This is a genomic window from Bacillus shivajii, assembly GCF_020519665.1.
GTDB classification, from domain to species: Bacteria; Bacillota; Bacilli; order Bacillales; family Salisediminibacteriaceae; genus Bacillus_CA; species Bacillus_CA shivajii.
This window is the reverse complement of the sequence record NZ_CP084703.1, coordinates 3236204-3250337: the sequence shown is the minus strand read 5'-3', so window position 1 is coordinate 3250337 and position 14134 is coordinate 3236204. Positions and strand designations below refer to the sequence as shown.

Sequence of the window (14134 nt, the reverse complement as noted above, 5' to 3'; positions counted from 1 at the left end):
ATTGGAAAAGATTTCCGCTATAACCAAAATTTTAGATTAATTAAATTCCTCCTTTGTGCACACGATATGATTACAAGGGAGGTGATAGAGATGGCGAACAACAGAAGTTCCAATCAATTAGTAGTCCCTGGGGTTCAACAAGCGTTGGATCAAATGAAGTACGAAATCGCACAAGAGTTTGGCGTACAGCTTGGTGCTGATGCAACATCTCGTGCGAACGGTTCAGTAGGTGGAGAAATTACGAAGCGCTTAGTTCAGCAAGCTGAACAGCAATTCGGTGGTTCTCAGCAACAATAATATAAGATGGATGCTAGGGCACTTCAATTGTGAAGTGCCCTTTTTAAGTGTTTAAAGTTTTGGCTTTTTTTGTTCTTAGCTATCGGCGGACGGTTTTACCTCTAGGCACAAGTGCGACATCTGTTCATGCTTCACTTTGATTGCACTCACGGTGTCTTCTTTGCCGCAGGCACGGCACGGGCTTCCCAAAACTCATTTCATTCGTTTTGGGTGATTTTTGCATGCAGCTAGAAAGAACGAAAAAAGAGAAAGTTTTTGAACTCGTAAATAGAAATAGGGTATGATAGGAGAGGAAAAGGACAAATTTGGAAAAGTGATGGAATAAAGTTATGCTAATTCCAGAAAATGAACGTATTTGCTAGGAGGGGAAGATTTAATGGGCACACTTTGGTACGGTGGAAAAGTCCGTACGTTACTTGATAAGAATGACGTACACGAGGCAGTTTATGTTAAAGATGGCATCATTCAAGCTGTCGGTAATACTGTTGACTTAAGAAACTCTTATAAAAGTGAAATGGATGATGAACACGATTTAAATGGAGCGACAATGTATCCTGGATTTGTCGATAGCCATCTTCATATGATCGGGCATGGTGAAAAACTCTTAAGGCTTGATTTATCTAATGTATCGAGTATAGAGGAATTAAAAAAAATACTTAAAAATGCGGTAAAAGATATAAAGCAAGGAGATTGGTTAATAGGTGAAGGTTTTAATGAAAACTTATTTTCCGATCGACAAATTCCAGACCGACACGTGTTAGATGAGGTTACGACAGAACACCCAGTTATGTTAACGAGGGTGTGTCGTCATGCACTAGTGACGAATACATATGGGTTAACGTTGGCAAAGATTGATTCAGAGACAATTAACCCACCAGGTGGAAAGATCGAAAAAGATTGTAAAGGTATTCCGACTGGTTATTTACATGATCAAGCTCAAGAATTAATTAGAGAAGTAATGCCAGAAGAAGGTTTTCGTTATGTGAAAAAAGCATTAGAACGTTCTCTTGATGATTTATATCGTCATGGGTTTGTTGGTGCACATTCAGAAGATTTGAATTACTATGGTGATCCGATTAAGACGTTAGAAACGTTCTATGAGGTCATCGATGGGACAGAAAAGAAGTTTCGAACAAACTTACTCGTTCATCATGAGGTGGCTTTAGAAGTATTCTCTAAATTAGATGATTTTGCCCCTCATTCGTTTATTGATTTAGGTTCAGTGAAGATTTTTGCCGATGGGGCTTTAGGAGGAAGAACAGCACTCTTAAGTAGTCCGTATGCGGATGATTCTGATACAACTGGAGTTGCGATTCATGAGCCAGAAATCCTTGAAAATATTGTAGCAGATGCGAGAAAGCTTGACATGCCTGTTGCGATCCATGCGATTGGGGATTTAGCACTTGAATATGCGATTAATGCAATTGAGAAGTACCCGGTACCTCCGAATAAACGTGACAGACTCATCCATATACAAGTTGCACGAAAAGACTTAATAGAAAGGTTGAAAAAACTTCCAGTTATTTTAGATGTACAACCAAGGTTTGTTGCTTCTGATTTTCCATGGGTGATGGATCGAATTGGTAAAGCCAGACTTAATTACGCTTTTGCTTGGAAAACATTACTTGATGCAGACCTTATATGTGCAGGTGGATCAGATGCTCCAATTGAACCAATAAGCCCTCTGTTAGGAATTCATGCTGCTGTGACAAGGAGAAAACCAGAAGAAAATCATGATGGCTATTTACCAGAACAAAAGCTTTCCTTATTTGAAGCTGTGAAACTTTTCACTTATGGTAGTGCCCAGGCTATATGTCAAGAAGACAATCGTGGGGTAATTAAAGTAGGGAATGTTGCAGATTTTACAGTTTTAGATTGTGATTTATTTAAGTTAGAGCCAGATGAATGGTTAAAGGCAAATGTAGAAAAAACGATTGTTGATAATACGGTCATGTTTGAGAGAAGAAGATAAAAGAAAAGAGCAATGCACATGATCTGTGCATTGCTCCACTTTAGCTATACAGTAAATTTATAAAAAGCTTCGTTTTACTTTGTGTAAGAAAGAATTATCTTTCATTTTTAATGTTTTGATTTGCTTTGAAGCAAGTTTAATATGAATTTCGTGACAATGACGGATACTCAATGCTTCATTGTCAGCACCGATAATCGGATGGTCATTGCCGTCTTGAATTACTTTTAATACAAGATTACGATCTCCATTAAGGAGTAGTGGTGCGCCTAATGTACGATATTCATTATTATTTAACGAGGCAATTTCTGTTAATTGCATACCTTTAAGGCGAGGGTCTACAACAGCTCCTTTTAATGACTTATTATATGCCGTGCTTCCAGTCGGTGTTGAAATGACCATGCCGTCACCACGGAATGTTTCAAAATATAAATCATCAATATAAACATCTAGAGCAAATGTTTTAATAACGTTTGAACGAATTGAACATTCATTTAAACATTGGAAAGTTTTCAATCCATCGACGGTGACATCGATTACAGGATAGCGAAGGACTTCAATGATATCTGACTGTAAGCCTTCTTCAATACGGTCCATATCATCTAAGCTAAAGTCTGTGTAGAAACCAAGGTGACCATCATTAATGCCAACATACAAGCAATCATCACGAAAGTTTGTTTTTCGAATCGCTTGTAAAAAGGTACCATCACCACCAATACTGGCAATAATGTTCGCTTCGGTATAATCTTTTACGAGTTCGAAGTCGTACTTCCTACCTAGAGTTCGTAATTGCTCAATTTTTGGCTCTAGCTCTTCGGAGGGTTTGTAATAAAGGTACACTTTTCTTCTGTCTGTCATGGCGGATCTTCCTTTCTGTAAACAAGCATTTGGTGCTATATGAAAATATTCTCTATAGAGCTTATATTTCCTGCAAAAGATATTGAATAAACGGTGAACATTTAAATAACTACTTTAGTAAATAAGTTCGCATACAACAACTACCTAAACATATAGTGGGATGTGTATGGGTGACCTTACCGTCGTCGGTTTCCACAGCAAGTAATGAAAAAGAGCTACAGGTGCTGCTTATAATATCAACACTCACCTTGAAGAGAGACAACCTTTAAAAGTAATCATCTTTGAAAATTTTAAGGAGGAAAAGAACATGAACACAAAACGCTGGGTAGCAATTTTTTTAGCAGCTGCATTGTTTTTAACTGGTAGTGCAGTTTCATTAATATCAACTGTATTTTCAACAAATCTAGAAGATTTATTCGCTACTCCTGAGAGGGGATTTGAAGAAAACATCATTGAAGAGGGGAATGGACAGGGAAAAATAGCTGTTATTCATTTAAGTGGGGTCATTCAAAGTAATTATGATACACCTTCATTATTTCAATCTCCCGGATATAACCACCGAACATTTTTGAAAAAATTAGATGCAGCAGCTGAAGATCCAAATGTACACGGAGTTGTCATAAGAGTGAATACTCCGGGTGGCGGTGTTGTTGAAAGTCAGGAAATCCACGATATGATTGTTGATATTCAAGACGATTATGAAAAACCTGTATATATTTCGATGGGGAGTATGGCTGCAAGTGGAGGATATTATATAGCGGCCCCAGCTGAAAGAATTTATGCAAACCCGCAAACGTTAACTGGATCAATTGGAGTCATTATGCAGTCGATTAATGTAGCGGAGTTAGCTGAAGATTTAGGAATTCATTCAGAAGTCATTAAAAGCGGTCCTTATAAAGACATTATGTCTGTAACTAGAGAAATGACAGAAGATGAGCGAGCAATTTTACAAGAACTTATCGATGAATCACATGAACTGTTTGTTGATGTCATCGACAACGGCCGTGAAAACTTATCGAGAGACGAAGTTTATGAATTGGCAGATGGACGTATTTATAGTGGCTCTCAAGCGCTTGAAGCAGGCTTAATTGATGGATTAGGTCATTTTGAAGAAGTGCTAGACGACATTCGTGAAGATGTAGGTCGTGGCAATTTAGATGTTGTAGAATATCAGTCACACTTAGGTTTACCTTCCTTGTTTTCGGTTGCGGCCAAAAGTGTTTTCTCAGATCAGCTCCAGTTATATGGAATGAAAGAATGGATGCAACAAAACCAGGGACCACAATTGTTATATTTGTACACGAATTGAGGTGAGTGAATTGGCCTATGAAAATGAAACATCAACACAAGTCAATGAAGAAACGAAAGTATTTGAAGAACCTTCATCAGAAGAACATGTTTTAGCTGGGTTTTGGATGAGATTATGGGCGTATTTGATTGATCTACTAGTCGTAACAAGTTTAAATGGGATTGTTCTCACACCGGCTCTTGCTTTTACAGATTTGAGTGAATGGGGCTGGGGGATTTATACATTGGGCGGTTTATTAACGGCTGTCATCAGTTTTGGTTACTTTACGGTTATGACAAAAGTTTACCGACAAACGATTGGTAAAATGATCATAGGTGTGAAGGTACTCTCCGAAAAGAAAGAACTAACTTGGCGTGATGTAATAATACGTGAAGTGTTCGGCCGCTACATTCATCAATCTATATTTATTACAAACATTCTTTATTTAATTGTTGCATTCCATCCGCTAAAGAAAGGATTGCATGATTACTTTGCAGATACGTTTGTTGTTTTAGAGCCTAGAAAAAAACACGCAGTAAAAACGGAAAATATATAACCTAAAAATACCCAGGTGCCAGGCACTTGGGTATTTTTGGATATTATTTTGTATGTATCACGTTCTCTTGGTCGATACTTTGACAAGGAGGGACTTACAATGAAATGGATACTCATTATTCTATTAGTTATTATTATTTTCATGTTTATTCTCGCCATTTTAAAACTTACGTTGTATGTATCATATAGTCATAATGGTCAAGACGATGAGGGGCTTATTCAATTTCGATTATTGTTTGGTTTTATTAGATATACAGTTAAAATTCCACTCTTAGCAATTGATAAAGAATCTCCCTCTCTTGTCATCGAAGAAGAAACAGGCATAGGTTCCGATGTTGAAAAGAAACGAAAATTTAATGTGTTTGAATTTATTTATGACCTTGAACAATTTGAACGTTTTTTAACACATGTTTTTGGCTTTCATACGATTGTAAGGAATTTTATGGCTAAAATACACGTGAATAAATTGAGTTGGTATACAGAGATTGGGACAGGAGATGCGGCATTGACTGGTTCGATAAGTGGAGTGGTATGGGGAATCAAAGGGAATGTAGTTGGATTTGCTGCTCATTTATTTCAATTAAACGTATCTCCCTCTATCGATGTTGTACCAAAGTTTCAAGAAATGGAACTTGCGACCAAATTTGAATGCATGGTTTCCTTTAGAATCGGACATGCTATCCTTGCGGGATTAAAGGTTATCCGTCATTGGCAAAAAGGCAAACCTTTTTTACAAAATCCAGTACGGAATGCAAGGAGGGATATGAATGTCTGATCATCATCCAATTGAAGGTTTAATGAAAACAGCCATGGAAAATTTAAAAGCAATGGTCGATGTCAACACGATCATAGGTGACCCTGTTGAAACTCCAGACGGTAGTGTTATACTCCCGGTCTCAAAGGTAGGGTTTGGTTTTGCAGCAGGGGGAAGTGAGTTTGTATTAAAGAACACGGGACAATCCTCTTCTAGTACGCCTGAGAAAAAGCACCCATTTGGTGGAGGTAGTGGTGGTGGAGTCTCCATTACACCAATTGCCTTTTTGATCGTTGGTACTCATGGCGTAAAAATGATTCACCTGGATCAACAAGCGCATTTTTACGAAAAGCTGATGGAATTTGCACCACAAGTCGTGGAAAAAATTCAGCAAATGATTCAAACTTCACCAACGGCAAATAACCAAACAACACAGCAGGCGACAAATACAAACCGTAACCCTGGTGAACCACTTGATTTTTAACACTCGGTTATCCCGAGTGTTTTTATTTTACTTTAAGAATTTTTAACTTTGCTAAGGGGGTTAAAGTATAACTGCAACTAAGGCTTACTTCCACAGGAGGTGGTGACTTCGGCGTTGATCACAGGACGTGATCGAAATTAGCCGAAGTTCATTATAAGGGCTTGCACTAAAGCATAAGAGCTTCTAAGTAAGCACACTTCGCTTGCTCCTGCGGTTACTCGTCGCAGATAATAATTGCTCCTGCGGTTACTCGTCGCAGATAATAATTGCTCCTGCGGTTACTCGTCGCAGATAATAATTGCTCCTGCGGTTACTCGTCGCAGATAATAATTGCTCCTGCGGTTACTCGTCGCAGGTGAAGAGTACTAAGGATCTCTTTAACGATAAGCCAAGTTTTGTTTATGTAAAACGTATTTAAATGAAAGTTAAAGCGGTTCACCATTTTTGTAATGTTCCAATTCGTTTTGCTGTTTAACAAGAGCAATGTGTGGTATTTTAAGTATGTAGATCCAATTTTTTTCGAGGAGGAGATTTCTCAAATGACAGAAGTAACATTTAAAGGAAACCCAGTAACACTTACAGGAAACCAAGTGAAAGTCGGTGACAAAGCACCTGATTTCACAGTTTTAGCAAATGATCTATCAGAAGTGGCACTATCTGATTCTTCAGGAAAGGTTCGACTCATTAGTGTTGTCCCATCAATTGATACAGGTGTTTGTGAACAACAAACGCGCAAGTTCAATGAAGAAGCAGCCAAGCTTGATGGTGTTGAAGTGTTAACAATAAGCGTTGACCTGCCGTTTGCACAAAAGCGTTGGTGTGCTGCTGAAGGAATTGATAATTTACAAGTCCTTTCTGACCACAGAGATTTGTCATTTGGGGAAAACTATGGTGTTGCAATAAAAGAACTACGTCTACTATCTCGTTCGATCTTCGTTGTTGATAGTTCAGACAAGGTAACTTACGTTGAATATGTTCCAGAAGTAACAGAGCATCCAGATTATAATGCGGCGTTAGAAGCAGCAACAAGTGCAAAATAAAATTGAAGAGTTGGTAAAAGCATCTCTCTTAATTACCAAAACCTCCAGGTTATTTAAACCTCGGAGGTTTTTTTGCGCTTATTATTGACGATTTCCCTTTATTGAGTTCCATGTTTTACCGTCAACAGTATGTGCAACAATCTCTCTTTCAAATGCTGACAATGAATCACTTTCGACCAACTGTTCATTCTGTCCAGGGTATTGTTCGAATTCATTGTTAACAACATCGTTTAAGATCGCTGAATTCATTGTTTCAGATTGGATACTTCTAATTTGCTCTTTTCTTGAACGATCATCTTTCAATATTATTATGCCTCCCAATTTTTTGAGTGTGTATTTAGTATTTTCTTGTGTTTGCTTTTTATGATGTGAATTTTATCAGACATTAATTACCTCGTTTGATTTTCTCGTGTTATCGCAAAATAAAGGGTAACAAAGTGAAAAAGGGGGATGGTCATGAGAAAGCGAAAAGCACAAAAAAATGCTGCATTAACGAATAACAATACACCAGAGGAAAGTTTGCCAGATGTAAAGGAAGAATATAAAAGAAGCAATCATCATCGTCCAAAGTCTGGTCCTGGTTCAAAAGGGTAAACAAAATAAATAACTGAGAGAAAGTGTGGTTAAATGAAAAAGGATGAGAAAAGAAGAAATAATGAAATTGAAAAAATTGATATACCTGAAATTGAACATGAGACACCACATCCAGGAACAAAGGAATATAGCCTTCAAGATACTAAATACTCCCCTGGTGAAAATGAATATTTAAATGAATATACAGGGACGGATAAATCGTAATGGCTAGAAATAAAGCCTCGCGATTAACAAAAATATCTCATGATGTAAAGATCAACTTTAATATAGACTCTTCAAAAGGTGTGAAAAAAAGAACGGAGAAAAAAACAAAGCGTTCTTGTGGTGGACTATAGGTGAAGGAGGTTTCTATTATAACCTCCTTCTTCCAATGACATTACTGCTCGGGGACAAAGTAAGTGTTAAAAATTCTGCATTTTCTCTTCAAAAATATAATTTATGCTCAGCATAAGCATATTCATTCACTTTTTGGTACAATACTTGAATGAATAAAAGATCTAGAAATGATTGGAGAGGAAGTAAATGCAGGCAGAAACAAAGACAGAGAAACTATACCAAGCTTTAGATGAAGGCGCAATATTGTTAAAAAGTGAACGGAATATTCCTTATTTAGACGCATTAGGTGAAATGGGTGAAGTGCTTTATTATCCAGAAATGGCTGATTCATTATCACTAGATGAATTGAAAAAGAAAAAGTTACAAAACATTGTCGAACAAGCTCCTGCACTTGAAAACTTACATAAAGAGGAAAGTCGCAGAGCTGTTCAGCTAGCTGTTTTAAAAGGGATGAAGGAAGGCACTCAACCTCACCATGCTATGACTCCGGATGCAGTAAGTTTATTTGTCGGTTATTTAGTAGAGAAAGTTCTCAGTTATGAAAGCAGCGACAAACCAAAAGTACTATTAGACCCAGCAGTAGGTGCGGGTAACCTTTTAATGGGTGTCATGAATCAATTAAAAAAAGAATCTCATGCGATCGGAGCAGAAGCTGATGAAACATTATTAAAGCTTGCCTACGTAAATGCAAACTTACAATCACATAATATTGATCTTTTCCATCAAGATAGTGTTGCATCACCTTTTGTACAAAATGTAGATGCTGTTATTTCTGATCTTCCTGTTGGTTTTTACCCAAATGACGATATTTCAGAGAAATATTCACTTAAAGCAGATGAAGGACATTCATATGTACACCATTTATTGATTGAACAATCGATGAACCATGTAAAAGAAGGCGGCTTTTTATTTTTTATCGTGCCGAACTTTCTCTTTGAATCAGAAGAAGCAAAAAAGTTACATGATTATTTGAAGAGTGAAGGGTATATATACTCGCTTATGCAGCTTCCAAAAACAATGTTTAAAAATGACCAGTGGGGAAAAAGTATACTCATACTAAGGAAAAGAAAAGAAGGGGTCCAAGGTCCAAAACAAGCATTATTAGCAGAACTTCCTTCATTTTCAAATGAAAAATCTCTGCAAGATATGATGAAGCGCATTTCAGATTGGTTTGATGATCATTTATCAAAATAAAAGGCTCTTTTCGTAAACTTTGTTGCTATAAAAAAAATTTGGTTGTGTGAAAGGCGGCGACTCCAGCGACGAGCGTAGCATCATGAATAAGCTACGAGTTGTCTCGACGGACAAAGCTGCATAGCGTTGCTCGCAGAGGAAGAGACAGGAAACATATTGGCTGAAGCGTTGCCCGCGGCAAAGAAGACACCGTGAATGCAAGTGAAGCGCAGCTTGAACGGATGTCGCGCTTGTGCCTAGAGGTGCAAAGAAGACACCGTGAATGCAAGTGAAGCGCAGCTTGAACGGATGTCACACTTGTGCCTAGAGGTGAAAGCGTCCGTCTGTAACGTAAACCAAGCCCGAAAAATTTCTCGAAAACAACAATCTATGCGAGAAGAGCCAAACAAAAAGGTTCATAAAACTGTCAATATTCAATAAAACTGTTGCAATAATTGACCGTTTATTTATAAACAGATTATATACTCCTTTGTAAACATTATAATGACAGTGTTTATAATTCATCCTGTGTTATATTTCTGTTAATGCGCTTTCATGAAACAGAGGTTGCAAAACCTTGGAACTTGTTGTTTAATAGTGTATGGTGAAATGAAAAGAGACGCTAAAATATAGAAGGGTTAAATCTCTTCTGTTTTCATGTTTGTACATTACAAAGACGTTTCAATTAATTTTTTTCGATAACAAAGGAGCGGTTAACAGATGTCAAAAATTATGGCGATAAACGCAGGGAGCTCATCGTTAAAATTTCAATTGTTAGAGATGCCTGAAGAAGCAGTTGTCACGAAAGGGATTGTCGAACGAATTGGTTTAGATGATGCAATCTTTACAATTGAAGTTGATGGCGAAAAGAAAGAAGAAACAACGGTTATTGAAGATCATGCAAAGGCAGTAAAAATATTGTTAGATAAACTTGTTTCTTATAGTATTATTTCTTCATTAGATGAGATTCAAGGAATTGGTCACCGTGTTGTTCACGGTGGAGAAAAGTTTAATGACTCAGTTGTTATTAATGATGAAGTTATTAAAGGAATTGAGGAAGTTTCAGAATTGGCACCTCTTCATAACCCAGCAAACTTAGTAGGAATTCGTGCATTCCAAGAAGTATTACCGAATGTTCCAGCTGTAGCAGTCTTTGATACAGCGTTCCACCAAACAATGCCGAAGGAATCTTATTTGTACAGCCTTCCTTATGAATACTATGAAGATTATGGTATTCGTAAGTACGGTTTCCACGGAACATCGCATAAATATGTTTCTGAACGTGCGGCTGAAATTTTAGGTCGTCCGGTTGATCATCTTCGCTTAATTTCTTGTCACTTAGGTAATGGTGCAAGTATTGCTGCTATTGATGGTGGTAAATCAATCGATACTTCTATGGGTTTTACACCTTTAGCAGGTGTAACAATGGGAACTCGTTCTGGAAACATTGATCCTGCTTTAATTCCATATATCATGGATAAAACGGATCAAAGTGCAGAAGAAGTCATTAATGTATTAAACAAGAAAAGTGGTATGTTAGCGTTATCTGGTTTTTCAAGTGATTTACGTGATATTGAATTACAAGCAGAAGAAGGAAATGAACGTGCGGAATTAGCTCTTCAAGTATTTACGTCACGTATTCATAAATATATTGGTTCATATGCAGCGCGTATGCACGGTTTAGACGCTGTTGTATTTACAGCTGGAATTGGTGAAAATAGTGACACAATTCGTGCTCAAGTTTTAAAGGGTCTTGAATTCATGGGGATTTATTGGGACCCAAGCTTAAACAAAGTGCGTGGGAAAGAAGCCTTCTTAAACTATCCACACTCTCCAGTAAAAGTAATAGTTATTCCAACAAATGAAGAAGTAATGCTAGCAAGAGATACAGTTCGTTTAACTTAATAATGTACAACTAACCGTACTTATGCGTATGTCGCTTAAGTACGGTTTTTTATGTGCAAAGTCATTGTGATCCATTTATAATGGTTTTATATGGATCAAAAAATACACCAAGTTCGTTGGGACCAATGAAAAGTAATGAGGTCCGTTCAAAAATTCCTTCGCTTTCACCCTAGGGCACAAGCGCGACATCCGTTCATCCTTCACTTCGTTCGAATTCACGGTAGGGTACCGCACGGGAAAACGAGCAAAAGTCCACTTTGATCTCATTACGATGGTTTATAACGGAATGAAACTGGCAAGTAGTCGATTGAATCAGCAATTGAATACGAATGTAGCAACTTAAAATGAATACTGTTTTAGAAAAGGTTGTTTCTTTAAATACAAATGAACAAGATATTCGTTGATAGAAGCAGTAGAAATATACGCAGACTGTCTCTTCCTCTACTAGCTTTGCTCTGATGTTTTTTCCGTCGAGACAAATCGATGCACCTCGGAGAAGTAACCCTCTTTCCTGCGGGAACAGCGACGAGCATTACTGCTTCGAACTGCGACGAGTAACCGCAGGAGCACTGTTTATCTGCGACGAGTAACCGCAGGAGCACTGTTTATCTGCGACGAGTAACCGCAGGAGCAACGAGCTGAAGATCCACTTTGGAAAGAAATGAGTTTTCTTTCCAAAGTTAGCTGAAGCCGTGCCCGTGGAAAGCGTAGTGTATTTCTACTGCGATCAAAATATAAAATGATATTTCCGAAAATTTAAAAACAAATTATGGAGCTGTCATCATTATTAGTAAGGTGATTATGAAATCGGTCAAACGATTAATCTTTATAAAAAGTGAAAAGAGGGAGTTGACGAAAAGAAAATGAGTTGGACAAATCGAGAAGATGCTGTTTGGAATGAAATTGTTGAGTGGGAAAGTGCGCAGTTTGAGCGAGAAGGAACAGATTTCTCACTTACATATCAAAAGTGGTTAAATAAAAGTATCGAAATGCTTGATTCAAAATGGAAAAAAAATATGCTTACAACATTAGATAGTATATTATTTCATCTTCATGCAACTGTTCAGCAAGGGCGTTTTGACCAGCAAGCAACAGATTTTTTATTAACGCAAGCAAGAGTCTTTAGAGATGATATTAATACAGTAGAGGATATGAAAAAGCTATCAATTGACCAGTTACGTTTTATTGCGAAGAAGCAATTAGCTAAACAACGACTTACCTCATTTGCACAAGGTGGAATAACAGGAGTGGGAGGGATTATGTTTACATTAAGTGATCTACCACTGATGCTAGCAATTAATTTACGCACGATCCAACTTACAGCATTAACATATGGGTATGATTTAAGGAAACCATATGAAATGATGCTCGTTTTAAAGTTGTTTCATGCCATATCGTTGCCTTCTCATTTAAGAAAAGAAGCGTGGGAACAGTTGTTTTTTGAACTAGGTTCAACTGATGATAGCTTTATGTTTTACGAAGGAGAAGAAGATATTATGTCAGAAGCATGGATGCAGCAGCCGTTAAATAATGTTGCAAAACTTATCTTCCTTTCCTTTGCTCGCAAAAAGGTGATTCAAGGAATACCGGTCTTAGGGATTGCGTTTGGCGCATCGGTGAATTATCAATTTACAAGGAGAGTATCGGAAGCTGCGCATATGTTTTATCAAAAAAGAGCGTTATTAGAAAGAAGAGAAGAAGATTAAACAAAAAAGCGGAAGAGGCTAGCCCTCTCCGCTTTTTATGCGTGTTTCTTTTGTTGCGAAATGGTTGCTCCTGTCCTGTACCAAATCCATAAATCATTAATAGTTGATGCGAGCTCACTAATTTCATCGTTTAGTTTACAGCTCATTACAAAATCATTTTCATCATATAAACGTTGCTGAAGGTGATTGATTTCATCTTCAAGTTCTTTTACACGGTCAGGGATATCTCCTCGGCTTTTTTCCCATTCCGCTAAAATTGCCTCTTGTTCAGCCTTGTTAATTGTTTCCCATTCACAAGCCATATGAGGAATGGAAATACCGAGGCGCTTGTCATATACAAATGTGACTGACAAGGATACCCCTCCTTGTTTTATAAAAGATCAACTTTTTTAAGATTCTGTACGTACAATTAAAACATCGCAACGAGCATTACGTGCAATGTGTTCGGAGACACTACCGATAACAAAACGTTCAACAGCGTTTAAGCCTGTTGCACCTGTTACAATTAAATCTACTTCATGTTTCTTCGCGACGTCTTTTGTAATTTTTACTTTCGGAGAACCGTAATCAATAATCATTGTAACATCTTCCACGCCAGCACTTAATGCTTGTTCCTTATATTCTTTCAGCATCGTATCAGCTTGTTTTTCCGTTTCTGAAAGAATGGTTCTGTCATAGTGCTCTACAGATGCGAATGAACGAGTATCAACAATGTGTACAATTAGTAATTTAGCTTCATGTTCAGTTGCAAGAGCTGAAGCTTTTCTAAATGCCCGCTTTGCCTCCTCTGAACCATCTACTGCGACAAGAATATTATTATAACGAACTCCCATTTTTGTCGACCTCCTTTAATTGTAAGCATTGTCCTAACTTACTTACATTTATTATAACAAAACGTTGCCGACAATATAAAATAAGATGATATTCGTACAAAAATTGTCACATACTATTTATGAGTCAAAAAGAGGAGGTTTAATGATGGCAAATAGAAAAAATCCACAACAAAATTATTATGATGATGAAAAAGGAGAAAATTTTGTTCACGATCAGCTAATTAGTTCTTATTATCAGCATTCACAAAAAGTGGATGACGAAAAACTACAATCTCAGCAAGGACAATCAACTGAGATGAATGATCGTCAGTAAAAAATGATGTAAGAGGGGCTGTCAATTTC

General features: G+C 37.4%; 17 protein-coding genes. 13 read left to right on the top strand and 4 right to left on the bottom strand.

The features are described from left to right. Positions 1–90 precede the first annotated feature (90 nt). Both LGQ02_RS15780 and LGQ02_RS15775 read left to right on the top strand, forming a co-directional pair. The gene (locus tag LGQ02_RS15780) at positions 91–297 is read left to right on the top strand and encodes an alpha/beta-type small acid-soluble spore protein (protein WP_226515299.1); all 207 of its coding nucleotides are present in this window, start codon (positions 91–93) and stop codon (positions 295–297) included. Positions 298–673: 376 nt separating this feature from the next. After that, positions 674–2269 (top strand): amidohydrolase, encoded by a 1596-nt coding sequence (locus LGQ02_RS15775; protein WP_226515298.1) that lies wholly within the window; start codon positions 674–676, stop codon positions 2267–2269. Positions 2270–2326: 57 nt separating this feature from the next. Here the strand turns inward: LGQ02_RS15775 and LGQ02_RS15770 are convergent, their stop codons facing one another. Then, positions 2327–3124, bottom strand: a complete 798-nt coding sequence (locus LGQ02_RS15770; protein WP_226515297.1) for an NAD kinase — start codon at positions 3122–3124, stop codon at positions 2327–2329. Positions 3125–3431: 307 nt separating this feature from the next. On the opposite strand from LGQ02_RS15770, the gene sppA reads away from it, so the two are divergent. The 5 genes from sppA to tpx all read left to right on the top strand — a co-directional run bounded on the left by sppA (position 3432) and on the right by tpx (position 7245). Next, a complete protein-coding gene (gene sppA / locus LGQ02_RS15765; protein WP_226515296.1) occupies positions 3432–4433 on the top strand; it encodes a signal peptide peptidase SppA in 1002 nt (333 codons plus the stop codon). Between the two features lie 10 nt (positions 4434–4443). Continuing rightward, the gene (locus LGQ02_RS15760; RefSeq protein ID WP_226515295.1) at positions 4444–4968 is read left to right on the top strand and encodes an RDD family protein; all 525 of its coding nucleotides are present in this window, start codon (positions 4444–4446) and stop codon (positions 4966–4968) included. A gap of 99 nt (positions 4969–5067) precedes the next feature. Beyond that, entirely contained in the window at positions 5068–5742 is a 675-nt protein-coding gene (locus LGQ02_RS15755; protein WP_226515294.1) for a DUF2953 domain-containing protein, read from the top strand. Continuing rightward, complete coding sequence (gene ytfJ, locus LGQ02_RS15750; protein ID WP_226515293.1) at positions 5735–6205, top strand: GerW family sporulation protein; 471 nt, start codon at positions 5735–5737, stop codon at positions 6203–6205. Before LGQ02_RS15755 ends, ytfJ begins: the two co-directional genes overlap by 8 nt. Before the next feature lie 539 nt (positions 6206–6744). Then, positions 6745–7245: a thiol peroxidase gene (tpx, locus tag LGQ02_RS15745; protein ID WP_226515292.1), complete on the top strand. Its 501-nt coding sequence runs from the start codon at positions 6745–6747 to the stop codon at positions 7243–7245. A gap of 81 nt (positions 7246–7326) precedes the next feature. Here the strand turns inward: tpx and LGQ02_RS15740 are convergent, their stop codons facing one another. Beyond that, positions 7327–7548, bottom strand: coding sequence for a hypothetical protein (locus LGQ02_RS15740; RefSeq protein ID WP_226515291.1), 222 nt, complete (start codon positions 7546–7548; stop codon positions 7327–7329). Between the two features lie 153 nt (positions 7549–7701). On the opposite strand from LGQ02_RS15740, the gene LGQ02_RS15735 reads away from it, so the two are divergent. The 5 genes from LGQ02_RS15735 (at position 7702) to LGQ02_RS15715 (ending at position 12959) form a co-directional block, all read left to right on the top strand. Beyond that, positions 7702–7839, top strand: a complete 138-nt coding sequence (locus LGQ02_RS15735) for a hypothetical protein (RefSeq protein WP_226518401.1) — start codon at positions 7702–7704, stop codon at positions 7837–7839. Positions 7840–7872: 33 nt separating this feature from the next. Then, positions 7873–8043 carry a hypothetical protein gene (locus LGQ02_RS15730; RefSeq protein WP_226515290.1) on the top strand — a complete coding sequence of 57 codons (171 nt, stop codon included), beginning with the start codon at positions 7873–7875 and terminating at the stop codon, positions 8041–8043. Between the two features lie 318 nt (positions 8044–8361). Beyond that, entirely contained in the window at positions 8362–9369 is a 1008-nt protein-coding gene (locus tag LGQ02_RS15725) for a class I SAM-dependent methyltransferase (protein WP_226515289.1), read from the top strand. A 699-nt stretch (positions 9370–10068) separates the two neighbouring features. After that, on the top strand, positions 10069–11253 hold the full coding sequence (locus tag LGQ02_RS15720; protein WP_226515288.1) for an acetate kinase: 1185 nt from the start codon (positions 10069–10071) through the stop codon (positions 11251–11253). Between the two features lie 863 nt (positions 11254–12116). Next, positions 12117–12959 (top strand): EcsC family protein, encoded by an 843-nt coding sequence (locus LGQ02_RS15715; RefSeq protein WP_226515287.1) that lies wholly within the window; start codon positions 12117–12119, stop codon positions 12957–12959. Positions 12960–12994: 35 nt separating this feature from the next. On the opposite strand, the gene LGQ02_RS15710 is transcribed toward LGQ02_RS15715, so the two are convergent. After that, entirely contained in the window at positions 12995–13312 is a 318-nt protein-coding gene (locus LGQ02_RS15710; protein WP_226515286.1) for a hypothetical protein, read from the bottom strand. A gap of 36 nt (positions 13313–13348) precedes the next feature. Beyond that, positions 13349–13792 (bottom strand): universal stress protein, encoded by a 444-nt coding sequence (locus LGQ02_RS15705; protein WP_226515285.1) that lies wholly within the window; start codon positions 13790–13792, stop codon positions 13349–13351. A gap of 142 nt (positions 13793–13934) precedes the next feature. Here LGQ02_RS15705 and LGQ02_RS15700 point away from each other — a divergent pair, with 142 nt between their 5' ends. Continuing rightward, positions 13935–14105, top strand: coding sequence for a hypothetical protein (locus tag LGQ02_RS15700; RefSeq protein ID WP_226515284.1), 171 nt, complete (start codon positions 13935–13937; stop codon positions 14103–14105). Positions 14106–14134 lie beyond the last annotated feature (29 nt).

Bases quoted from the DNA above. Each gene is read 5' to 3' on its own strand.
- LGQ02_RS15780 (WP_226515299.1), top strand. From the start codon at position 91: ATGGCGAACAACAGAAGTTCCAATCAATTAGTAGTCCCTGGGGTTCAA.
- LGQ02_RS15775 (WP_226515298.1), top strand. From the start codon at position 674: ATGGGCACACTTTGGTACGGTGGAAAAGTCCGTACGTTACTTGATAAG.
- LGQ02_RS15770 (WP_226515297.1), bottom strand. From the start codon at position 3,124: ATGACAGACAGAAGAAAAGTGTACCTTTATTACAAACCCTCCGAAGAG.
- sppA (WP_226515296.1), top strand. From the start codon at position 3,432: ATGAACACAAAACGCTGGGTAGCAATTTTTTTAGCAGCTGCATTGTTT.
- LGQ02_RS15755 (WP_226515294.1), top strand. From the start codon at position 5,068: ATGAAATGGATACTCATTATTCTATTAGTTATTATTATTTTCATGTTT.
- ytfJ (WP_226515293.1), top strand. From the start codon at position 5,735: ATGTCTGATCATCATCCAATTGAAGGTTTAATGAAAACAGCCATGGAA.
- tpx (WP_226515292.1), top strand. From the start codon at position 6,745: ATGACAGAAGTAACATTTAAAGGAAACCCAGTAACACTTACAGGAAAC.
- LGQ02_RS15735 (WP_226518401.1), top strand. From the start codon at position 7,702: ATGAGAAAGCGAAAAGCACAAAAAAATGCTGCATTAACGAATAACAAT.
- LGQ02_RS15730 (WP_226515290.1), top strand. From the start codon at position 7,873: ATGAAAAAGGATGAGAAAAGAAGAAATAATGAAATTGAAAAAATTGAT.
- LGQ02_RS15725 (WP_226515289.1), top strand. From the start codon at position 8,362: ATGCAGGCAGAAACAAAGACAGAGAAACTATACCAAGCTTTAGATGAA.
- LGQ02_RS15720 (WP_226515288.1), top strand. From the start codon at position 10,069: ATGTCAAAAATTATGGCGATAAACGCAGGGAGCTCATCGTTAAAATTT.
- LGQ02_RS15715 (WP_226515287.1), top strand. From the start codon at position 12,117: ATGAGTTGGACAAATCGAGAAGATGCTGTTTGGAATGAAATTGTTGAG.
- LGQ02_RS15705 (WP_226515285.1), bottom strand. From the start codon at position 13,792: ATGGGAGTTCGTTATAATAATATTCTTGTCGCAGTAGATGGTTCAGAG.
- LGQ02_RS15700 (WP_226515284.1), top strand. From the start codon at position 13,935: ATGATGGCAAATAGAAAAAATCCACAACAAAATTATTATGATGATGAA.